Origin of the sequence: Streptomyces virginiae (assembly GCF_000720455.1) — a bacterium.
GTDB classification, from domain to species: Bacteria; Actinomycetota; Actinomycetes; order Streptomycetales; family Streptomycetaceae; genus Streptomyces; species Streptomyces virginiae.
Window position 1 is genome coordinate 217,639 of sequence record NZ_JOAK01000002.1, and the last position, 21,630, is coordinate 239,268.

The window sequence follows — 21,630 nt, forward strand, 5'->3', positions numbered from 1 at the left end:
CCCGAGTGAGAGAGAGATCCGCGTGTACGCCATCGTGCGCAGCGGTGGTCGCCAGCACAAGGTTGCTGTCGGCGACATCGTTGAGGTTGACAAGATTTCCACTGCCAAGGTTGGCGACACGGTCGAGCTCTCGACCCTGCTCGTTGTCGACGGCGACGCCGTGACCAGCGACCCGTGGGTCCTGGCCGGTATCAAGGTCACGGCCGAGGTCGTGGACCACCACAAGGGCGCCAAGATCGACATCCTGCGCTACAAGAACAAGACCGGCTACCGCCGTCGCCAGGGTCACCGCCAGCAGTACACGGCGATCAAGGTCACCGGTATCCCCGCGGCTGCGAAGTAAGAGGGACTGAGACATGGCACACAAGAAGGGCGCATCGTCCACCCGGAACGGGCGCGACTCCAATGCCCAGCGGCTCGGCGTGAAGCGCTTCGGCGGTCAGGTCGTCTCCGCCGGCGAGATCCTCGTCCGCCAGCGCGGCACCCACTTCCACCCGGGCTCGGGTGTCGGTCGTGGTGGCGACGACACGCTGTTCGCGCTGCAGGCCGGTGCCGTGCAGTTCGGCACGCACCGTGGCCGCAAGGTCGTCAACATCGTTCCGGCCGCCTGATCCAGCTTCTGCTGATCAAGCGTTCGTAACTTCCCGAGGGCGGATCTCAGCTCTTCCCGGCTCAGGCCGGGAAGAGAGGTCCGCCCTCGGCGCGTTGTCACATAGACACGTTTAATGGGCAGCAAGGCCTGCCACCGGATTTTTCCGGACGATCCCGCTGTATCTGGAGGAACAACCATGACCACCTTCGTGGACCGCGTCGAGCTGCACGTCGCCGCGGGTAACGGGGGCCACGGCTGCGCCTCCGTTCACCGGGAGAAGTTCAAGCCGCTCGGCGGCCCCGACGGCGGCAACGGCGGCCGCGGCGGCGACGTCATCCTGGTGGTGGAGCAGGCGATCACCACCCTGCTGGACTACCACCACAGCCCCCACCGCAAGGCCACCAACGGCAAGCCCGGCGAGGGCGGCAACCGCTCCGGCAAGGACGGCCAGGACCTGATCCTGCCCGTGCCGGACGGCACCGTCGTCCTCGACAAGGAGGGCAACGTCCTCGCCGACCTCGTCGGTCAGGGCACCACCTACGTGGCCGCCGAGGGCGGCCGCGGCGGCCTCGGCAACGCCGCGCTCTCCTCCGCCCGCCGCAAGGCCCCCGGCTTCGCGCTCCTCGGCGTCCCCGGCACCACCGGCGACATCGTCCTGGAGCTCAAGACCGTCGCCGACGTGGCGCTGGTCGGCTTCCCGAGCGCCGGCAAGTCCTCGCTGATCTCGGTGCTCTCCTCCGCCAAGCCGAAGATCGCGGACTACCCCTTCACCACCCTCGTCCCGAACCTGGGCGTCGTCACCGCCGGCTCGACCGTCTACACGATCGCCGACGTCCCCGGCCTGATCCCGGGCGCCAGCCAGGGCCGCGGCCTGGGCCTTGAGTTCCTGCGCCACGTCGAGCGCTGCTCGGTGCTCGTGCACGTCCTGGACACGGCCACGCTGGAGTCCGACCGCGACCCGATCGCCGACCTCGACGTCATCGAGGAGGAGCTCAAGCTCTACGGCGGCGGTCTGGAGAAGCGCCCGCGCCTCGTCGTCCTGAACAAGGTCGACATCCCGGACGGCCAGGAGCTCGCCGACATGGTGCGCCCCGACCTGGAGGCCCGCGGCTACAAGGTCTTCGAGGTCTCCGCGGTCGCCCGTACGGGCCTGAAGGAGCTCTCCTACTTCCTCGCCGAGGTCATCGCCAAGGCCCGTGCCCGCAAGCCGAAGGAGGAGGCGACCCGCATCGTCATCCGCCCGAAGGCCGTGGACGACGCCGGCTTCACCGTCGCCTACGACGAGGCCGAGGACGTGTACGTGGTGCGCGGCGAGAAGCCGGAACGCTGGGTCCGCCAGACCGACTTCAACAACGACGAGGCCGTCGGCTACCTGGCCGACCGCCTCAACCGCCTCGGTGTCGAGGACGCGCTGAAGAAGGCCGGGGCCCGCGCCGGCGACGGCGTGGCGATCGGTTCCGACGACAACGCGGTCGTCTTCGACTGGGAGCCGACCGTGATGGCCGGCGCCGAGATGCTGGGCCGCCGCGGCGAGGACCACCGTCTGGACGCCCCGCGTCCGGCGACCACCCGCCGCAAGGACAAGGAAGCCCAGCGCGGGGACTCGGCGCAGAAGGAGTACGACGAATTCCGGCCGTTCTAGTCCACTCCCGAGGGAATGGGTCCCGGAGGGTTTGAAGGCGCCTTTATCCCGGTCGCCTAGGATCCTTCGGGTGAACAGCAGCAACCTCCCCACCGTTTCCGTCGTGGTGATCGCGTACAACGACGCCGGGCTCGTGGGCGAGGCCGTCTCCTCGGCCCTCGCCCAGGGCCCGGTGGTCACCGAGGTCATCGCGGTGAACGACGCCTCGTCCGACGGCACCGCGCGGGTGCTGGACGAACTGGCCTCCGTCCACCCCCGCCTCAAGGTCGTGCACCGGGCGGAGAACAGCGGCGGGTGCGGTACCCCGCGCAACGACGGGATCGCCGCGGCGTCCGGCCGGTACGTGCTCTTCCTCGACAGCGACGACATCCTGCCGCCGGGCGCGGCGGACGCCCTGGTGCGCACGGCCGAGGAGCACCGCGCGCCGGTCACCGTCGGCGCGGCCGTGCGGCGCGAGCTGCCCCAGCACCACGACGTGCCGTGGATGCCCGGCCTCTACACCCCCGGCGACGTCATCGAGCACCCGGCGGACCGGCCGGAACTCGTCCGCGACACCCTCTGCGTCAACAAGCTCTACGAGCGCGCCTTCCTGGAGGAGCACGGCCTGCGCTTCCCCGACGGCCGGTTCGTCTACGAGGACTTCGCCTTCACGGCCCGCGTCCTCGCCGCGGCCCCGCGCATCGCCGTCACCGGCGACCTCGTCTACGTGTGGCACGTGCGCCGCAGCGCCGCCCAGGTGTCGATCTCCCTGGACCGCAAGGACGTCGGGAACTGGCGCTCGCGCATCGAGGCCCACCGCACGGCCGCCCGGACCCTGGCCGAGGCATCGCCGGTCCTGGGCAGCGCCTGCCACGTGAAGTTCCTCGAGTACGACCTGCGCATGTACCTGCGCGAGCTCGGCTCGAACCCCGACTACCGGGCCGCCTGGTGGACCCTCACCCGCGAGTACGTCGACACCTTCGCCGATGCGGACGTCGAGGCGGCCGCGGCCCACGCCCGCTGGATCGTGCGGGTGCTGCGCGCCACCGCGACCCCGCCCGCCGACGTCGAGCGGCTGACCCGCCTCGCCGCGCAGCCGCCGCGCCTGCTGCCCCCGTACGCGGTCGGCGCCTCCGGCGAGCCGGTGTGGAGCGAGGAGCTCCCCGTCGAGCTGGACGGCCTGTCGACGCTGCCGGTCGAGGAGCTGCCCGTCACCGTCGACGCCGAACCGGCCGGCCGCGGCGCCGTCAGCATCCGCGTGCACGACCTCTACGGGCGCCTCGCCGAGGCCGGCCCGCAGACCGCCCGCCTGAGCTTCATGCCCCGCGCGGGCGGCGAACCGGTCCTCGCGCGCCCCGTCGAGCTGCGGCCCGACCGCAGCGGCGGCTGGCTGGCCGTACTGCCCTTCCGCCTCGCCGACCTCGCCGTCACCGGCCGCCGCCAGGGGCTGCGCAGGATGCAGGCCTGGAACGTCGGGGTGGGCGTGCAGTGTGCCGACGGGAGCTCGGTGTTCACCTCCCTGCGCCCCCGGGGCCGGCTGCTCCGCCGTCGGGCCCTGCCCAGCAGCCGGTACGGTGTTCTGCTGGCGCAGCCCTACCGGACGGGGGCCGGCGCCCTCGCGCTGCGCCTCGCGCCGGGCGCCGAGGGAGCCCTGTACCTCGTGCGCAACCGCCTCCACCGGGCCCGGGCGGCCCGGGGGGCGGGCTGAACCCGGTGCGCCCCGCTGCGCTTTTCCCACCGAAGTCGGACAGGACCAAGGAGATACACATGACGTTTCTGATCACCGGTGGCGCCGGTTACATCGGCGCGCACGTCGTCCGCGCGATGGTGCTCGCGGGGGAGAAGGTCGTCGTCCTCGACGACCTCTCCACGGGCAACGAGGACCGCGTCCCGGAGGGCGTCCCGCTGGTGGTCGGCTCGGTCCTGGACCGGCTGGTGCTGGAGAAGACCATCCGCGAGCACAAGATCACGGGCGTGGTGCACCTGGCGGGCAAGAAGCAGGTCGGCGAGTCCGTCGAGAAGCCGCTGTACTACTACCACGAGAACGTGCAGGGCCTCACGGTCCTGCTCCAGGCCGTGGCCGACGCGGGCGTGCGCAACTTCCTCTTCTCCTCCTCCGCCTCCGTGTACGGCATGCCCGACGTGGACCTGGTCACGGAGGACACCCCGTGCGCGCCGCTGAGCCCGTACGGCGAGACCAAGCTGGCCGGCGAGTGGCTGGTCCGCGCCGCGGGCAAGGCGCACGGCATCTCCACCGCCTGCCTGCGCTACTTCAACGTGGCGGGCGCCGCGACCCCGGAGCTCGCGGACACCGGCGTCTTCAACCTGGTCCCGATGGTCTTCGAGCGGTACGACGCCGGCCAGGGCGCCAAGATCTTCGGTGACGACTACCCGACGCCGGACGGCACCTGCATCCGCGACTACATCCACGTCGAGGACCTGGCGGAGGCCCACGTGGCGGCCGCCCGCAAGCTGGCCGAGTGGGCCGCGGCCGAGGACTACAAGGACCTCACCGTCAACATCGGGCGCGGCGAGGGCGTATCGGTCGCCGAGATGGTCGAGCTGCTGAACAAGGGCACCGGGCACGACCGCGCCCCGGTCATCAGCCCGCGCCGGCCCGGCGACCCGGCGAAGGTCGTGGCCTCCGCCGACAAGATCAACACCGTGCTGGGCTGGAAGGCCCGCCACGACGTCCGCGAGATGGTCACCTCCGCCTGGGCGGGCTGGGAGGCCAACAAGGTGGCCCGCAAGGACGCGCACCGCGACGTCCACAAGGCCTGAGGTCCACAAGGCCTGACGGCCACCCTGGTCACATGACGAGGCCGCCCGCCCCGGACACCTCCGGGGCGGGCGGCCTCGTCATGTCGCGTGCGGCCGGGCCGTCAGCGCTCCAGGAAGGAGAACAGCGCCTCCCACCGGTCGGTGATCTCGGCGCTGGAGTAGCGCTTCACCGCGTGGAAGGCGTTGTCGCCGAGCCGGTCGCGCAGCTCGCCGTCGGACATCAGCACGTGCAGGTGTCCGGCGAGCTCCATCGTGTTGCCCAGCCGCGCCAGCAGCCCGTCCTCGCCGTGCTCGACGATCTCCCGCACGCCCGGCGCGCAGTCGAAGGCGGCCACCGGCACGCCCGCCGCCATCGCCTCCAGCAGCGTGATCGGGAAGCCCTCGGCGCGCGAGGCCTGTGCGAAGACCGAGGCCCCGCGCAGCGCGCCCAGCACGTCGTCCGTGCTGCCCATCCACTCGACGGAGTCGTCGATGCCCAGGCTGGTGCAGTGCGCCCGCAGGGCCGCCTCCTCCACGCCCGCGCCGTAGATCCGCAGGACCCAGTCCGGGTGGTGCGGCGCCGCGTCCGCCCACGCGTCGAGCAGCAGGTCGACGCCCTTCTCGAAGGCGAGGCGGCCGACGCTGGCCACGACCTTCGAGGTGCGCGGAGCGGGGGTGTCGGGCATGAAGGGGATCGGGTTCGGCATGCTGCCGACGTTCTCCATGCCCGCCCGGATCCACAGGTCCGCGTCCTCGGCGGTCAGCACCAGCAGCCGGTCGACCTCCGGGTAGTACCGGCGGACCCGCTCGCCGCGGGTCGACTTCTGGCTGGCCTCGAACGACTCGTGGCTCATGCCGACGACGGACAGCCCCTTGGTGTCGGCGAGCGCCACCCACTCCATCGCCCAGACCTGGGTGACGATGACCACCCCGCCCGGCCGGGCCCCGCGCAGCAGATCGCTCAGCCGGTCGGCCTTGACCCGCATCTGCGCCCGCCGGGCCGCCTGGCGGCGCCGCTCGGGCGCGTTCAGCCGGCCCTTGATGCCGCGCAGCCGGCGCGCCGCCGGCGGGTGGGCGTCGTAGAGCGTGGTCATCTCGTACGGCAGGTCCTGCGGCAGCTTGTGCCGGATCTCCTCGGCGACGGGGGCGATGCCGACGATGTGCACCCGGTGGCCGCGTTCGGTGAACAGCCGGGCCATCTGGTGCGACCAGGTGGTCACGCCGCCGATCTCGTCGACGCTGTTGGAGACGATGAAGATGTCCCGGCTCACTTGCCGCTCCCGGTGAAGAACTTCTCGACGATCTGGCGGGCCGCGTCCCCGCGGTCGTACTCGCCGAACTCGGTGAGGAAGCGCTGCCGCGCCTCCGCGTACTTGGCGTCCGCCTCCTCGAAGGCCGCCAGCGCCTGCAGGAGCTCGTCCGCGGTGGCCACCACCGGGCCCGGGGCCTTCTCCTTCAGGTCGAAGTACGTGCCGCGGATGTCGGTGGCGTACTTCTCGTAGTCGTACGCGAAGAACACCATCGGCCGGTCCAGGACCGCGTAGTCGAACATCACGGACGAGTAGTCGGTGATCAGTCCGTCGGCGAGGGCCAGCAGCGGGGTGATGTCGTGGTGCCGCGACACGTCGACGACCCGGCCGGCCACCGACGGCGGCAGCGAGACGCTGTTGAGGTAGTGGGTCCGCACCAGCAGCGTGAAGCGGTCGCCGAGCCGGTCCGCGAACTCCTCCACGTCGAAGGGGAAGGCGAAGCCCTCCACCGCGCCGTCCGCGCCGGCCCGGAAGGTCGGCGCGTACAGCAGCACCTTCTTGTCCGGGTCGATGCCCAGCTCGGCGGCGAGGGCGCCGCGGACCCGCTCGCCGCTGTCCGCCTCGGCCCGGTGCGCCTCGACGAGGGCGTCGTTGCGCGGGTAGCCCGTGCGCAGCAGTACCTCGTCGCGCAGCCGGAAGCCCTTGGCGAGGGTGCGGGCGTCGTGCTCGGAGCGGATCAGGAAGTGGTCGAAACGGTCGACGGCCGCCTGGAAGCGGGCCTGGCCGGCCCGCCCCTGCGCCTTGGTGCGGGGCTCGTGGAACCCCATCCGCTTGAGCGCGGAGCCGTGCCAGGTCTGGATGTACGTGGTGCCGGGGCGCTTGGCCAGGGCCAGCGGGAAGCCCTGGTTGTCGACCCAGAACTCCGCCTGGGCCAGGGCGCGCAGGTACTGCCAGCTCCAGCGCCTGACCAGGGTGGCGTCCTTCGGGAAGCCGGTGGGCCTGGCGCCCGCGTACGACCAGATCGCCTCGAACGGCACGCCCTGGCGGACCATCTCCTCGTAGATGGCCTTGGGGCTGTCGCTGTACTGCTTGCCCATGTGGCTCTCGAAGACGACCGTGCCCTTCTTGACGGGCAGCTTCGAGAAGACCTCGTGGTAGATCTTCACCTTCTGCTCGCCGGAGCCCATGTTCCGGCGGGCCCGCAGGGCCTTGCGCAGGCCCCGCTTGACCACCCCGGCCGCCTTGCCCTGTATGGCGTTGTTGATCAGCGACTGGGTGCGGACGGCGGCGGCGCCCTCGGCGGTCAGGACGTAGGAGAGGTTGCCCTTCTTGGTCATCTCCGCCGCGAAACGGTCGGAGACCAGGCGGGTCAGCCGCGGCCGGACGCGCAGCCGGGCCGCCGAATCCAGGTCGAGGCCGCCGACCGAGACGCGGGTGACGATCCGCTCGCCGCCGGCGGTCAGCTTGAGGCGGACGTCCCAGACGGCGTCGATGATGCCGAGGGGGCGCACGGTGCCGCCGATGTCGGCGGTGGTGCGCCACTCGATCGTGTCACCGGCGTGGCGCACGGTCGTCACCGGGAAGCTGAAGGAACGCACGCCGACCTGCCGGCGGGCCCGGAGCTCCAGCGTGGCCTTCAGCTCGGCGTCGGCGTCGATGCGGCCCAGCGGGTTCACGACGGTGCCGGACAGCGTGACGGTGCCGCGGCCGTCGTCCTCGTAGGAGGTGAGGCGGTTGCCCAGGGTGAGGGACGGCAGCGGGGTGGTGTGGAAACCCTGCTCGGTGACGTCCAGTATCCGGCGGGCCTCGTCGGCGTCGGGGCCGTCGATGTGCTGCGCGCACCAGTAGATCCGGCCGTCGCGCTCGGCGAGCGAGGAGGTCAGCCGACCCTTGTTGATCATCGCGTCGGCGGCCGGGAGCAGGTTGTCCCAGTCCTCCTTGCCCAGCAGGTAGGCGCAGATCGCCTGGAGGTGCGTGACGTGCTCGTACGCCTCCGGATCGATGCCGGCGAGGTAGCCGTTGGCGAGGCCCGCGAACTCCTGGCGGTACTCGTCGCTCAGCAGTGGCAGGTCGCGCAGGTGCAGGACCAGGTCGTGCTTGAGGAACTTGGCGTCCTTCGCGGACTTGATGTCCGTGTGGCCCTTGGCCGCCAGCAGCTCGTCGACGCGCCGGTGGATCTCCATCCGGTGGACGAAGTTCGCGATCTCGTGGCGCCGGTTGCTGATCGACTTGGCCGCGGCCTTCTCGACGACGTTCCAGAAGTACACGTGGTTGGGGATCAGCGTGATGCGCCGGGCCGCCACGTACGCCTGCGCGGAGAACAGCAGGTCCTCGTAGTGGATGCCGACCGGGAACTCCAGGCCCTGCTCCAGCAGGAACGCGCGCCGGTAGCACTTGTTCGTGGAGAGGGTGTCGTAGACCAGCAGGTCCGGGAACTCGGTGATCGACTCCAGCGTGCGCGTGCGCGAGTAGATCCAGGGGTACCACTCGGTGGTCTTGCCCCACCGGTTGTCGAGGTGCACGCGAACGCACATGCCCGAGACCAGGTCGGAGCCGGTCCGCTCGGCGGCGGCCAGCATGTTCCGGCAGGCGTTGCGCTCCAGCACGTCGTCGCTGTCGAGGAACATCACGTACGTTCCCGTGGCCTGCTGGATGCCGTGGTTGCGCGGCGCACCGCAGCCGCCGCTGTTCTGCGGCAGCTGGAAGGCGCGCACCCTCCCCGGGTGCGCTGACTCGAGTTCCTGGGCGACCGCGAAGGAGCGGTCCTGGCTGCAGTCGTCGACGATCACGACCTCGACACCCTGGAGTGTCTGGTCGAGAACCGACTGGACTGCTGTCGACAGACGCTCTGCGTCGTTGTAGACGATGACGACCACGGAGACGTCGGGCACGTGCACCTCGATCCCTTCGTTTCGTTTCGTTCCGCTCATTCCGCTTATCCCGTCAAAGCTACCGTGTGCCGCCCTCGGCTCAGGCAGGGCGACTCTCGGTGGTCGCTCGCCGTGCATACTTCTAAGGAAGAGGTGAGAGGCGGGTCCGGTCGCCGACAATCACCCGTTCGGATCCAGCAGGAAGTGTTCATGACCAAGCTGTCCGTAGTTGTCCCTTGCTACAACGAAGAAGCCGTCATCGACAGCTTCGACGTCGAGATCCGCAGGGTCCTGGACTCCCTGCCCGTCGAGTACGAGGTCTGCTACGTCGACGACGGCAGCCGCGACGGCACCCTCGGCAAGCTCCGGAAGATCGCCGCGGAGCACGGCGAACAGACGCGCTACGTCTCATTCAGCCGCAACTTCGGCAAGGAGGCCGGCATGCTCGCCGGCCTGCGCGAGGCCACCGGCGACGCCGTCGTGATCATGGACGCCGACCTCCAGCACCCGCCGGAGCTCATCGCGACCATGCTGGAGCACTACCGGCAGGGCCACGACCAGATCATCGCCCGCCGCACCCGCGAGGGCGACAAGAAGGTGCGCTCCGCGCTCAGCCGCCTCTACTACCGGGGCGTCAACCGCTGGGTCGACGTGGAGCTGACCGACGGCGTCGGCGACTTCCGGATGCTGTCGCGCCCGGCCGTGGACGCGCTGCTGTCCCTGCCGGAGTACAACCGCTTCTCCAAGGGCCTGTTCTCCTGGATCGGCTTCGACACCGTCCACTTCGACTACCGCAACGCGCAGCGCGAGGCCGGCGAGACCAAGTGGAAGTTCGGCGCCCTGCTGAACTACGGCATGGACGGCCTGATCTCCTTCAACAACCGGCCGCTGCGGATCGGTATCTGGTTCGGCGTGTCGCTGGTCGCCCTGACCGGCCTGTACGCGCTGTGGATCACCGCCATGGCGATCACCAACGGTGTGGACGCACCGGGCTACGTCACCCTTGTGGCCATCATCACGGGCCTGGGCGGCGTACAGCTGATCATGCTGGGCCTCGTCGGCGAGTACATCGGCCGCATCTACTACGAGACCAAGCGCCGGCCGCACTTCCTGGTGAAGGAGTCGCACGGCTCCGAACCCCTCCCGAGGACCGCGGGCACCGCCCCGGCGGCGGAGCCGACGATCGCGGAGCGCAGCACCCGATGACCCGCAGGGAACAGCTCGGCCAGGTATTCCGCTTCGCCCTGGTGGGCGGGGTCAACACCGGCACCTTCTTCGGCATCTACCTGCTCCTGCACCCGTGGATGCCGTACTTCGCCGCCTACTCGCTCGCTTTCGTGCTGGCGATGGTCGGCTCGTTCTTCATGAACACCTACTTCACCTACCGGACCCGGCCGACCTGGAAGAAGTTCCTCCTCTTCCCGCTGACGAACGTCACCAACTACGTCATCCAGTCCGCCGGCCTCTACGCCCTGGTGACCTGGGCCGGGATGGACACCCGGATCGCCCCGCTGGTCGCGGCGATCGTCGCCATCCCGTTCACCTTCCTGCTCTCCCGCAAGATCCTCGTGCCCGGCGCCGGCCGGGCCGCCGGGGACGAGGAGCGCCAGGGGCGGGCCAGGACCTCGTCCACGGTCTGAAACCCCGGAGCGGTCCCCGTCGGCCACCCCGTAGATTGAGGTGGCAGGCATTGACGGCAAGGGGCAAGGGGAAGAACGTGTCAGCGGCTAGGCAAGGTGTCGTGGACGCCCGCAGGATCGTGGTCAAGGTCGGCTCTTCCTCCCTGACCACCGCGGCGGGCGGGCTCGACGCCGACCGGGTGGACGCGCTCGTCGACGTCCTGGCCAAGGCCCGCAGCGGCGGTGAGAAGGAGATCGTCCTCGTCTCCAGCGGAGCCATCGCCGCCGGGCTCTCCCCGCTCGGCCTGCGCCGCCGCCCCAAGGACCTGGCCCGCCAGCAGGCCGCCGCCAGCGTCGGCCAGGGCCTCCTCGTCGCCCGCTACACCGCCTCCTTCGCGCGCTACGGCCTGCGCGTCGGCCAGGTGCTGCTCACCACCGACGACACCAGCCGGCGCGCCCACTACCGCAACGCGTACCGGACCCTGGACCAGCTGTTGGCCATGGGCGCCCTCCCCGTCGTCAACGAGAACGACACCGTCGCCACGGACGAGATCCGCTTCGGCGACAACGACCGGCTCGCCGCCCTCGTCGCCCACCTCGTCCGCGCGGACCTCCTCGTCCTCCTCTCCGACGTCGACGGCCTCTACGACGGCGACCCCTCCCAGCCCGGCACCACCCGCATCGACGAGGTCCACGGGCCCGAGGACATCGCGCACGTCTCCATCGGCAGCGCCGGCAAGGCGGGCGTGGGCACCGGCGGCATGGTCACCAAGGTCGAGGCGGCACGGATCGCGGCGGCCGCCGGCATCCCCGTGGTGCTCACCTCCGCGAGCCAGGCCGCCGACGCCCTGGCCGGACGGGGGACCGGCACGCTCTTCCACGCCACCGGACGCCGCAGCGCGGACCGGCTGCTCTGGCTCCAGCACGCCTCCACCCCGCAGGGCCACCTGGTCCTGGACGACGGCGCCGTCCGCGCGGTCACCGAGCGGGGCAGCTCGCTGCTGCCCGCCGGGATCGCCGCGGTCGAGGGCGACTTCGTCGCGGGCGACCCGGTGGAGCTGCGAGCGGCGGACGGCCGCGCCGTCGCCCGGGGTCTGGTCAACTTCGACGCCAAGGAGCTGCCGCAGCTCCTCGGCCGCTCCACTCGCGAGCTCGCGCGGGAACTCGGACCCGCGTACGAGCGGGAGGTCGTCCACCGTGACGATCTGGTCCTGCTCCAGGGCTGAGGTTCGGCAAAACCGCAGCGCGGCCGCCCGGGGACTGGTCAACTGTGAGGGGCGGAGCAGGCGGACACGCGTAGCGGAGACAGGAGGCGGCTGGTGAGACGAGCGCTGACCAGCGTCGGTACGGGGGACGGTGACGGCGGCGGGCCCGAGCAGGACCAGGACCAGGCCTCGCGCCTGTGGCACGTGACCCTGAGCGTCTCCGGCAAGCCGGCCCCGCTGTCCGAGGTCCGGCGGGGGCTGGAGCAACTGGCACACGACCACCCGTTCCTGCTGACCAGCCGGTACGCCGACGACCACGCGGAGATCCGGTACTGGGAAGAGGCCCGCGACCTCCACGACGCGGCGGCCGTCGCGCTGCGCCTGTGGGGCGAGCACCGCTCCTCGGCGCAGCTGCCGCCCTGGGAGATCGTCGGCCTGGAGGTCATCGACCGCGCCACCTACCACCTGCGCGTGGCGGAGGGCTACGGCCCGCCCCCGGCCCACCCGGTGGGCGTCCACCCCTACTGACCCGTCGAAGCCCCGCCTCTTCCAGCCCGCCGGCGTTCGAGGCGCGGGTCCGGGCAGGGCCCGGGAAACGGAGAAAGGGCGGGGCGGGGAGAGGCTCCGCGCAGCGGCGTGCGTCAGGGGGACGTCTCGCGAGATGGAAGCCCCGTCGGCCGGGTACCGGCAGGGGCTTACCCTGGCCGCATGACCTCGCTCGACGACGCCACCGTCACCTCGCCCGTCCTCGCCACGGCGCACCGCGCCCGCACCGCCGCCGCGGCCATCGCCCCACTCCCGCGGTCCGCCAAGGACACGGCCCTGCTGGCGATCGCGGACGCGCTGGAGGCCCGTACCGCCGAGATCATCACGGCCAACGCCGTGGACACGGACAAGGCCCGCGCCGCCGGCACCAGCGAGACCGTCATCGACCGCCTCACCCTGACCCGGGAGCGGGTCGCCGCCATCGCCTCCGACGTCCGCGACGTCGCCGCCCTCCCCGACCCCGTCGGCGAGGTCGTCCGCGGCAACACCCTCCCCAACGGCATCGACATCCGCCAGATCCGGGTCCCCCTCGGCGTCGTCGGCATCATCTACGAGGCCCGCCCCAACGTCACCGTCGACGCCGCCGCCCTCTGCCTCAAGTCCGGCAACGCCGTCCTCCTGCGCGGCAGCTCCTCCGCCTACGCCTCCAACACCGCGCTCGTCGCCATCCTCCGCGACGCCGTCGAGAGCGCCGGCCTGCCCGCCGACGCGATCCAGCTCGTCCCCGGCGAGTCCCGCGACTCCGTCCGCGAGCTGATGCGCGCCCGCGGTCTCGTCGACGTGCTCATCCCGCGCGGCGGTGCCTCCCTCATCAAGACCGTGGTCGAGGAGTCCACCGTCCCGGTCATCGAGACCGGTACCGGCAACTGCCACGTCTACGTGGACGCCCAGGCCGACCTCGACATGGCCGTGGACATCCTGATCAACTCCAAGGCCCAGCGGCCCTCCGTCTGCAACGCCGCCGAGACCCTCCTCGTCCACCGTGACATCGCCGGCGCCTTCCTGCCGCGCGCCCTCGACGCGCTCGCCGACGCCGGCGTCACCGTCCACGGCGACGAGGCCGTCCTCGCCGCCGCCGAGGGCACCAAGGCCACCGCCCTGCCCGCCACGGACGAGGACTGGGCCGCCGAGTACCTGTCCTACGACATCGCCGCGGCGGTCGTGGACTCCCTCGACGACGCCGTCACCCACATCCGCCGCTGGACCTCCGGTCACACCGAGGCGATCGTCACCACCTCGCAGGCCGCCGCGCGCCGCTTCACCCAGCTGGTCGACTCCACCACCGTCGCCGTGAATGCATCCACCCGGTTCACCGACGGTGGTCAGTTCGGCTTCGGTGCCGAGATCGGCATCTCCACGCAGAAGCTGCACGCCCGGGGCCCGATGGGGCTTCCCGAGCTCACCTCCACCAAGTACATCGTCACCGGCGACGGTCACGTTCGGTAGTCGAAGTGCCCACCGGGTGTGGCCGGAATTCGGCGGACACCCTGCCCAAAGGCCCTCCCCAGGTCTACTCTGTTCCCGTGCCGGACGACGTGGGGGGCAAGCCGTTCCCGGACGACGGGGAGCCCGACGACGACCGCGGAGGCGCGGAAGAGGACTTCGCCTCCGTGGTGTTCGACGAGGACTTCGTCCGGAACGCCGAGATCCATGAACCGAGCGCCGCCGAGCGCCAGCGGGCGGCCGACCGGGCGCGCGCGGAGGCGGAAGCCGCCCGGGCCGTCGCCGGCGGCTGGACGGGCGACGACGACCACGACGGCTACGGCTACGGCCAGCCCGACGGGTACGACGCCGACGAGTACGGCTGGGACCACGGCGGCGGCCACGAGCGGGGCCACGGCCACCCCGACGGTCCCTACGGGGCCTACGGCGGCAGCCTGCGCCCCTACCGGGGCCGCGCCCCGTGGCTGCGGCCGGTCGCCTGGGTGCTCGCCTTCGTGATGGGCCTCGGCATGGTCGCGCTCGCCTTCAGCGCCGTCTACCGCAGTGCCTCGGGCGAAGCGGACCCCGCTCCGGCGCCCGCCAGCACCCCCAGGCGTGAAGTCACCGGCGTCGGCGCGTTTACGTACCCCTCAGTACGCCAACCCTGAAGGTACGACCCCAGTCGCGTTCGCCGGAGCTGGGGGCTTCTCTGAAGCGGGGACAGCGGGGAGAAGCGATGGCCGTGCCAGGAGACCCACCCAACGGCACCCCCGACGGCACCGGCGGGGGCGACGACGAGTTCCGGTCGGACGAGTACCGATCGGTGGTGTTCGACGAGGACTTCGTCCGTGCTGCCCGGCTCCAGGAGTACTCCGCCCAGGAACGCATGGGCGAACACGCCCGCGCCGTCCGCAGCCGGTCCATCTGGTCGAGTTCCGCGCCCCGGACCAGCACCCCCGGCCGCGGCGCCCGGCAGGGCATGCTGCTCGTGCTGCTCATCGCCACGGCCTTCGCCGCCGCCGTCTACATGGGGCTGCGCAACCCCTACGTGCCGCCGCCCGGAGGGCCCGCCCAGCCGCTCACCAGCACCGTGGTCCCGCTCGCGCCGACCACCGCCGTGCCCGGCGGGCTGCCGCCCGAGCTGTTCGCGCAGAGCCCCGCCGCCGACTACCGGGTCGGGGCGGCCGGGATCAGCCTGCCCGCCGTGCGCCGCACGCACCACTTCACCGACGTCCAGGTCGTCACCGCCCTGTCCATCGCCAAGGACTACCTGGTGCAGTCCTCCCTGGACCCCGACGTCCTGGCCGGGTCCGCCACCCGGCCCGTGCGCGTCCTGCTCGACCCCGACCAGCTGGAGCAGTTCGACCGCAGCATGACCTCGCCCTCCGGCGACGGCCGGCACGCGGCCACCGGCTGGCTGGTCCGCTTCGACGCGGCCGCCGCCGTCATGGCCGACCCCCGGGTCCGGGTGAGCGGCAGCCTCTCCTACGAGGAGGTGGCCCAGGACGTGCTGGAGGTCACCACCGATCACACCTTCGTGTACGCCGTCCGGCCGGCCACCGGAGCCCCGGCCGCGGCCGACGGCGCGTCGCTCTTCACCGTCCGGCGCGAGCTGCGGCTGCGCTTCGACCGGGACGACCTCAGCGCCCGGCGGCTGGAGCTGGCATCGGCCTACGTGATGGCCGGGCCGCAGGACTGCTCCGCCGACCCGGCCGGAGGCTTCCGCCCGCTCCTGGCCGGGGCCGGCCCCACCACCGTGGGCCCGGCCGCGAGCGACCCGTACGCCAGCGGCCACCCGAGGCGCACGGCCGGGCTGTGCGGCGTCCTGGCCCCCTCGGCGACTCCGGGCGCCCCGGTCAGCCCTGCCCCGTAGCCCCGCCCCTGCCTTCGGAGCCGGTGTCCGCGCCGGAGCCGGCTCCGGCGCCGGTGAACTTGTCACGCAGCCTGCCGCCCATGTCGGCCGCGCCGCCCGCGATGTCGCCCACCAGCTTGAACAGCGGGTCCTTGCTGGTGCGCACCGAATCGGCGTAGTGCGCGGCCGACTCCCGGAAGGAGTCCGTGACCGAGGCGTCCTTGTCCTCCTCGCGGCGCGGGTAGTGGCCATCCATGATCCGCTGGTAGTCCCGGCTCTCCGACCACTTCTTCAGCTCGGCCGCCCGGACCGTGGTGAAGGGGTGCGTGCGCGGCAGCATGTTGAGGATCTTCAGCACGGAATCGCGCAGGTCGCCGCCCTTCTCGTACTCGTCGGCCTGCTCCAGGAAGGCGTCCACGTTCATCTCGTGCAGGTGGTTGCCGCCCGCCAGCTTCATCAGGCCGCGCATCGAGGCCGTCACGTCCTGCCCCACCAGCAGCCCCGCCCGGTCGGCCGAGAGCTCCGACTTGCGGAACCACTCCCGCAGCGCGGTCACCAGCGTCATGACCGCCACGTTGCCGAGCGGGATCCACGCGACCTTCAGCGCCAGGTTCGTCAGGAACAGCAGGATCGTGCGGTACACGGAGTGCCCCGACAGCGCGTGGCCCACCTCGTGGCCGACCACCGCCCGCATCTCCTCCTCGTCGAGCAGCTCGACGAGGCTCGTGGTCACCACGATGATCGGCTCGTCCAGCCCGATGCACATGGCATTGGGCCGCGGGTCCTGCTGCACGTACATCTGCGGGACCTTCTCCAGGTCCAGGATGTAACAGGCGTCGCGGAGCATCGCGTGCAGGTGCGGGAACTGCGTCTCGCCCACCCGCACCGAGTCCGACAGGAACAGCAGGCGCAGGCTGCGCTCCGGGAGCAGCCCGCTCAGGGCCTTGAAGACCGTGTCGAAACCGCTCAGCTTGCGCAGCGCCACCAGGGCCGACCGGTCCGCCGGATGCTCGTACGCACGCGAGGAGATACCGGGGAACCTCCTGCGGTCCCGCGCCGGCGTCTTCTCGAATCCCGTCTGCGTCATTGCGCCCTCCCCTGATTGACCTGCTCGACCATGCGTCTATCCTCTCCAACGCCTGAGTCGGCGCGAGCGTGCCCCGGGCGCCCGCATACGATGTGAGCGAAGTCTCCGCCCGCTCCCCGACTCGATAGGTATCTGCCTGATGAGCCTCTCCTCCACCGCCCACAACCTGGTCGTCCTCGCCTCGGAGGGGGCCGAGCAGCACGGCGGCAACCACGACAGCCTCAACCCGTACCTGACCGGCGGCGCCGCCTTCGTGATCCTGATGCTGATGCTCTGGGTCACCACGCGCCTGAACCGCGACCGCTAGTCGGTCCGGTCCGCCGGGCCAGTAGGCTCTGCGCTCATGGGAGAGCAGGAGATGCCTACCGGTCCGGTCAAGCGCCGGCTCGGCGTGATGGGCGGGACATTCGACCCGATCCACCACGGACACCTGGTGGCCGCCAGTGAGGTGGCCGCCCTTTTCCACCTCGACGAGGTGGTGTTCGTGCCGACCGGTGAGCCGTGGCAGAAGTCCCAGTGGGCCGTCTCGCCCGCCGAGGACCGCTACCTGATGACGGTCATCGCCACGGCCTCGAACCCGCAGTTCTCGGTGAGCCGCATCGACATCGACCGCGGCGGGCCGACGTACACGATCGACACCCTGCGGGACCTGAAGGCGCTGAACGACGACGCCGACCTGTTCTTCATCACGGGTGCCGACGCGCTCGCGCAGATCCTGACCTGGCGCAACGCCGACGAGCTCTTCTCGCTCTCCCACTTCATCGGAGTCACCCGGCCGGGCCACGTGCTCACCGACGACGGGCTGCCCGAGGGCGGGGTCTCCCTGGTCGAGGTGCCCGCGCTGGCGATCTCGTCCACGGACTGCCGTGCACGGGTAGCCCAGGGGGATCCCGTCTGGTACCTGGTGCCGGACGGTGTGGTGCGCTACATCGACAAGCGTGAGCTGTACCGGGGAGCCTGAGCTTCCGGAGAGAGGGGCCCGCGGTGAACGACCGACAGGATCCGTACGACCCGTATGCCGCGCACGAGCAGCAGCTCATCGGCTACGACGCGTACGGGCGGCCGGTGTACGGCCAGGCGCCCGCGCAGCCCGCCGCCCCCCAGTACGAGCAGCAGGGCTACGGCTACGACTACCAGGGCTACGGCCAGCAGCAGCCGCAGCAGTACTACCCGCAGCAGCCCGCGGCCCAGGAGTACGGGCAGCAGGAGTACACCCAGGCGCCCTCCTACGGGTACGACGCCCAGCAGGCCCAGCACCAGGCCCCGCAGCAGACCCAGCAGCAGGCCCAGCAGTGGATCCCGCAGCAGGCGGCGCCCGAGCCCACGACCGCCGAGCGGTCCGAGGCCCCGGCGGAGCGGCCGGCCGCCCAGGTCCCCGAGCCGCGCCGGCCCGAGGGCGGATCCGAGGCGGGCCGGGACTACCGCACCGAGATGTTCGCCTTCATCGACCAGCCGGACGAGGACTCCGAGGACGTCATCGACTGGCTCAAGTTCACCGAGAGCCGCACCGAACGCCGCGAGGAGGCCCGCCGCCGCGGCCGCAACCGGGTCGTCGCGCTGATCGTCGTCCTGGCGGTGTTCGTCGTAGCGGGCGCCGGCTACCTCTGGTACGCGGGCAAGCTGCCCTTCCTCGACGGTCCCGGTTCCGAGAAGACCGCCACCGCCGCGGACGCCGCGGCGCAGAAGCGCGACATGATCGTCGTGCACCTGCACAACACCAAGAAGGGCGGCACCTCCTCGGCGCTGCTCGTCGACAACGTCACCACCAAGCAGGGCGCCACCGTCCTGCTGCCCAACGCCCTCGCCGTGACCGGCCAGGACGGCACCGCAACGGCCCTCGGCAAGGCGGTCGAGGAGGGCGGCCTCGGCACCCGCGAGGCCCTCGACTCCGTGCTCGGCACCCACATCGGCGGCACCTGGCGCCTGGACACCCCCTTCCTGGAGAACCTGGTCGAGCTGGTCGGCGGCATCGAGGTCGACACCGACACCGCGGTCCCGGCCGACGACGCGGCCAAGACCCCGGCCGTGGCCCAGGGTCAGAAGCAGAGCCTGAGCGGCCCGATGGCCGTCGCGTACGCCACGTACCGCGCACAGGGCGAGGCGGAGGCCAAGCAGCTGGAGCGCACGGGCAAGGTGCTCCACGCGGTCCTGCGCAAGGTCCCGAGCGACCCCAAGGCCGCGGCCGTCACGGTCGAGAGCATCGGCCAGATCCTCGATCCCGCGCTCAACGCGCAGACCCTCGGAGCCCTGCTGTCCAAGCTCGGCGCGCACGCCAAGGTGGGCGCGTACCGCACCGACGTCATCGCGGTGAAGCAGGACGGGACGCTCACGGACGAGGCCAACAAGAAGGTCGTCAAGGAGGTGCTCGGCGGCTCCGCCGACGCTGCGCAGCCCGGCGCCACCCCGCGCGTCGGCCTGAAGGACGCCACCGGCGACGAGAAGACGCAGGTCGCGGCCAAGGCGGCGCTGATGAACGGCGGCTACACCTTCGTGGACGGCGGCAAGGCCGACAAGACCGCGGCCGCCTCGCAGATCACCTATCAGGACGACGCCCAGCGCGACCGGGCGATCGAGGTGGCCAAGACGCTGGGGCTGCCCGAGACGGTCGTGAAGAAGGCCGAGAACGTCGTGAACGCCGAGGTCGTGGTGATCCTCGGGAAGGACTACAAGGCGTCCTGACCGGGCCGCGGCCCGGCCGGGAGGGGCGCTCGCGCCCGTGCGGAACGTTCCGCGCGGGCGCCGTCGGCGGTACATGAGACCCTTGTAAGGATCTGCCCGCCAACCCGAAAGCATGGCCAGTGACCGCCACGGACCGCTCCATCGAGCTCATCACCACCGCTGCCCAGGCCGCGGCCGACCGGCTCGCGCACGACATCATCGCGTACGACGTCAGCGACGTGCTGTCGATCACCGACGCCTTCCTGCTCGCCTCGGCGCCCAACGACCGTCAGGTCAAGTCGATCGTCGACGAGATCGAGGAGCGCCTGCAGAAGGAGCTCGGCGCCAAGCCGGTGCGCCGCGAGGGCGACCGCGACGCCCGCTGGATCCTGCTCGACTACGTCGACATCGTCGTCCACGTCCAGCACAGCGAGGAGCGGGTCTTCTACGCGCTGGAGCGCCTGTGGAAGGACTGCCCCGAGATCGAGCTCCCCGAGGACGCCAAGCTCACCATCGGCAAGGCCGAGGAGCACGCCAAGCTGCGCGAGGCGGCGGGCGACGAGGACCTGGACGGTGATCTGTTCTGAGCGCGACCGACGCGGCCGAGCCGGCCAGGTCCAGCAGGAAGATCGTCCTCTGGCGGCACGGCCAGACGTCCTGGAACCTGGAGCGGCGCTTCCAGGGTTCCACGGACATCGAGCTGACCGACACGGGCCTGGCACAGGCGCGCCGCTCCGCGCGGCTGCTCGCCTCGCTGAAGCCGGACGCCATCGTCGCCTCGGACCTGCGGCGTGCCGCGGCCACCGCGGCCGAGCTGGCCGCCGTCACGGGGCTGCCCGTGACGCACACCGAGGCGCTGCGCGAGACGTACGCCGGTGAGTGGCAGGGTCTGACGCACGAGGAGATCCTCGGCAAGTACGGCGAGCAGTACGCGGCGTGGAAGCGCGGCGAGCCGGTTCGCCGCGGCGGCGGTGAGCTGGAGACCGAGGTCGCCGACCGCGCCGCGCCCGTGGTGCTGGAGCACACCGACGGGCTGCCGAAGAACGGCACGCTCGTCGTGGTCAGCCACGGCGGCACCATCCGTACGACGATCGGGCGCCTGCTGGGCCTGGAGCCGTACCACTGGGAGGGCCTGGGCGGGCTCTCCAACTGCTGCTGGTCCGTCCTCGGCGAGGGCGCCCGCGGCTGGCGTCTGCTGGAGCACAACGCCGGCACGCTGCCGGAACCGGTGCTCGGCGACGACGACTGAACGGCTCCCTGCCGCTTCCCACCGGGGCTCCGACCCGGATTTCACTTTCCGGCTGGTCGCAGGCTAGAGTTCTTCTTGTTCGCAGCGAAGAACACCGGAGACGGGGGAAGCGCAGCGGAGAGCGGGGCTATAGCTCAGTTGGTAGAGCGCCTGCATGGCATGCAGGAGGTCAGGAGTTCAATTCTCCTTAGCTCCACAATCAGGATCCCGTCCCCAAGTGGGGGCGGGATCCTTGTTTTTGTACCCTTTGCGTTTGCTGACCTGGCCCGCACCGGCGTGGCAGAATCGGACAGCCGGAGGGGGAGTCGACGGCCCGACGCGGGAGGGAGTCGCGAACGGATGGGTGCACACCGGCGCCGGTGCGACTGGTGCAACAACGGGACGCCGATCGTGCGGGACATGGACCCGGTCAACCCCGACTACCAGTACTGGTGCGAGGAATGCGCGCGGGCGCTGATCATAAAAGGCGACCCGATCGAGACGTACCGTGAGCTGGAAGGGGAGCCGATCTACGGTCGGCTGCTCGATGAGCACTGCACGCTCAAGCGCTTCTACCAGTTCGCGAGAGCGTGACAGACCGCTGCAAATCGGACATGGCCCATGGTCGGTGGAAACCGATTTTTGGACCAGGGCCATGACCGTGTAATGTTTGGGACGTCGCCAAGGGGAACCGGCAAGGGAAACCGAAGCGGCAAGCAGGGCAAGGGGCTATAGCTCAGTTGGTAGAGCGCCTGCATGGCATGCAGGAGGTCAGGAGTTCAATTCTCCTTAGCTCCACAGTGAAGAAGCGGGCCACCCGGATCGGGTGGCCCGCTTCTCGTTGTGTCACCCGGTGGAACGGCAGAGCGTCGGCAGGGGCCGCTGCGGTACCCTGACGCCATGCGTGCCGTACGCCTCCT

21 protein-coding genes and 2 tRNA genes are annotated in these 21,630 nt (G+C 71.1%); 20 read left to right on the forward strand and 3 right to left on the reverse strand.

The features are described 5' to 3' along the window. Window positions 1–22: 22 nt before the first annotated feature. The 5 genes from rplU to galE all read left to right on the forward strand — a co-directional run bounded on the left by rplU (window position 23) and on the right by galE (window position 4,994). A complete protein-coding gene (rplU, locus tag IG86_RS0103960) occupies window positions 23–343 on the forward strand; it encodes a 50S ribosomal protein L21 (RefSeq protein WP_015033583.1) in 321 nt (106 codons plus the stop codon). Window positions 344–356: 13 nt separating this feature from the next. Further along, window positions 357–611: a 50S ribosomal protein L27 gene (rpmA, locus tag IG86_RS0103965; RefSeq protein ID WP_030027134.1), complete on the forward strand. Its 255-nt coding sequence runs from the start codon at window positions 357–359 to the stop codon at window positions 609–611. A gap of 177 nt (window positions 612–788) precedes the next feature. Beyond that, window positions 789–2,234 (forward strand): GTPase ObgE, encoded by a 1,446-nt coding sequence (obgE, locus tag IG86_RS0103970; protein WP_030819241.1) that lies wholly within the window; start codon window positions 789–791, stop codon window positions 2,232–2,234. Window positions 2,235–2,304: 70 nt separating this feature from the next. Next, window positions 2,305–3,921, forward strand: a complete 1,617-nt coding sequence (locus IG86_RS0103975) for a glycosyltransferase family 2 protein (protein WP_037941871.1) — start codon at window positions 2,305–2,307, stop codon at window positions 3,919–3,921. Window positions 3,922–3,980: 59 nt separating this feature from the next. Then, the gene (gene galE, locus IG86_RS0103980) at window positions 3,981–4,994 is read left to right on the forward strand and encodes a UDP-glucose 4-epimerase GalE (RefSeq protein WP_030819243.1); all 1,014 of its coding nucleotides are present in this window, start codon (window positions 3,981–3,983) and stop codon (window positions 4,992–4,994) included. Window positions 4,995–5,095: 101 nt separating this feature from the next. Here the strand turns inward: galE and IG86_RS0103985 are convergent, their stop codons facing one another. Further along, window positions 5,096–6,244, reverse strand: a complete 1,149-nt coding sequence (locus IG86_RS0103985) for a glycosyltransferase (RefSeq protein WP_030819245.1) — start codon at window positions 6,242–6,244, stop codon at window positions 5,096–5,098. Beyond that, window positions 6,241–9,120: a bifunctional glycosyltransferase/CDP-glycerol:glycerophosphate glycerophosphotransferase gene (locus IG86_RS0103990; RefSeq protein WP_030894705.1), complete on the reverse strand. Its 2,880-nt coding sequence runs from the start codon at window positions 9,118–9,120 to the stop codon at window positions 6,241–6,243. The genes IG86_RS0103985 and IG86_RS0103990 overlap by 4 nt, the downstream gene beginning before the upstream one ends. Before the next feature lie 183 nt (window positions 9,121–9,303). Between IG86_RS0103990 and IG86_RS0103995 the strand changes: the two genes are divergently transcribed. The 7 genes from IG86_RS0103995 to IG86_RS0104025 all read left to right on the forward strand — a co-directional run bounded on the left by IG86_RS0103995 (window position 9,304) and on the right by IG86_RS0104025 (window position 15,758). Further along, the gene (locus IG86_RS0103995) at window positions 9,304–10,299 is read left to right on the forward strand and encodes a glycosyltransferase family 2 protein (protein ID WP_030819249.1); all 996 of its coding nucleotides are present in this window, start codon (window positions 9,304–9,306) and stop codon (window positions 10,297–10,299) included. After that, on the forward strand, window positions 10,296–10,733 hold the full coding sequence (locus IG86_RS0104000) for a GtrA family protein (protein WP_030819250.1): 438 nt from the start codon (window positions 10,296–10,298) through the stop codon (window positions 10,731–10,733). Before IG86_RS0103995 ends, IG86_RS0104000 begins: the two co-directional genes overlap by 4 nt. Window positions 10,734–10,810: 77 nt before the next feature. After that, a complete protein-coding gene (gene proB, locus IG86_RS0104005) occupies window positions 10,811–11,938 on the forward strand; it encodes a glutamate 5-kinase (RefSeq protein ID WP_030819251.1) in 1,128 nt (375 codons plus the stop codon). A 105-nt stretch (window positions 11,939–12,043) separates the two neighbouring features. Beyond that, on the forward strand, window positions 12,044–12,445 hold the full coding sequence (locus IG86_RS0104010; protein ID WP_385871170.1) for a hypothetical protein: 402 nt from the start codon (window positions 12,044–12,046) through the stop codon (window positions 12,443–12,445). A gap of 180 nt (window positions 12,446–12,625) precedes the next feature. Then, window positions 12,626–13,909, forward strand: a complete 1,284-nt coding sequence (locus IG86_RS0104015) for a glutamate-5-semialdehyde dehydrogenase (RefSeq protein WP_030819253.1) — start codon at window positions 12,626–12,628, stop codon at window positions 13,907–13,909. A 77-nt stretch (window positions 13,910–13,986) separates the two neighbouring features. Next, window positions 13,987–14,553 carry an SCO2584 family spore wall biosynthesis protein gene (locus IG86_RS0104020; protein WP_037847626.1) on the forward strand — a complete coding sequence of 189 codons (567 nt, stop codon included), beginning with the start codon at window positions 13,987–13,989 and terminating at the stop codon, window positions 14,551–14,553. A 68-nt stretch (window positions 14,554–14,621) separates the two neighbouring features. Then, complete coding sequence (locus tag IG86_RS0104025; RefSeq protein ID WP_030894707.1) at window positions 14,622–15,758, forward strand: SCO2583 family membrane protein; 1,137 nt, start codon at window positions 14,622–14,624, stop codon at window positions 15,756–15,758. On the opposite strand, the gene IG86_RS0104030 is transcribed toward IG86_RS0104025, so the two are convergent. After that, the gene (locus IG86_RS0104030) at window positions 15,742–16,824 is read right to left on the reverse strand and encodes a M48 family metallopeptidase (RefSeq protein ID WP_030819256.1); all 1,083 of its coding nucleotides are present in this window, start codon (window positions 16,822–16,824) and stop codon (window positions 15,742–15,744) included. The genes IG86_RS0104025 and IG86_RS0104030 overlap by 17 nt on opposite strands. 139 nt (window positions 16,825–16,963) lie before the next feature. On the opposite strand from IG86_RS0104030, the gene IG86_RS43485 reads away from it, so the two are divergent. The 8 genes from IG86_RS43485 to IG86_RS0104070 all read left to right on the forward strand — a co-directional run bounded on the left by IG86_RS43485 (window position 16,964) and on the right by IG86_RS0104070 (window position 21,508). After that, a complete protein-coding gene (locus IG86_RS43485; protein ID WP_037631388.1) occupies window positions 16,964–17,131 on the forward strand; it encodes a hypothetical protein in 168 nt (55 codons plus the stop codon). A gap of 36 nt (window positions 17,132–17,167) precedes the next feature. Then, window positions 17,168–17,785: a nicotinate-nucleotide adenylyltransferase gene (nadD, locus tag IG86_RS0104040; RefSeq protein WP_030819257.1), complete on the forward strand. Its 618-nt coding sequence runs from the start codon at window positions 17,168–17,170 to the stop codon at window positions 17,783–17,785. A 23-nt stretch (window positions 17,786–17,808) separates the two neighbouring features. After that, on the forward strand, window positions 17,809–19,503 hold the full coding sequence (locus IG86_RS0104045) for an LCP family protein (protein WP_030819258.1): 1,695 nt from the start codon (window positions 17,809–17,811) through the stop codon (window positions 19,501–19,503). 119 nt (window positions 19,504–19,622) lie between these two features. After that, on the forward strand, window positions 19,623–20,069 hold the full coding sequence (rsfS, locus tag IG86_RS0104050) for a ribosome silencing factor (protein ID WP_030819259.1): 447 nt from the start codon (window positions 19,623–19,625) through the stop codon (window positions 20,067–20,069). Beyond that, window positions 20,066–20,731 carry a histidine phosphatase family protein gene (locus IG86_RS0104055; RefSeq protein WP_030819260.1) on the forward strand — a complete coding sequence of 222 codons (666 nt, stop codon included), beginning with the start codon at window positions 20,066–20,068 and terminating at the stop codon, window positions 20,729–20,731. Before rsfS ends, IG86_RS0104055 begins: the two co-directional genes overlap by 4 nt. Before the next feature lie 123 nt (window positions 20,732–20,854). Next, window positions 20,855–20,927 (forward strand) — tRNA-Ala (locus tag IG86_RS0104060). 203 nt (window positions 20,928–21,130) lie between these two features. After that, window positions 21,131–21,304 carry a hypothetical protein gene (locus IG86_RS0104065; RefSeq protein WP_157854762.1) on the forward strand — a complete coding sequence of 58 codons (174 nt, stop codon included), beginning with the start codon at window positions 21,131–21,133 and terminating at the stop codon, window positions 21,302–21,304. Window positions 21,305–21,435: 131 nt separating this feature from the next. After that, a tRNA-Ala gene (locus IG86_RS0104070) sits at window positions 21,436–21,508 on the forward strand. The last annotated feature ends 122 nt before the right edge of the window (window positions 21,509–21,630 follow it).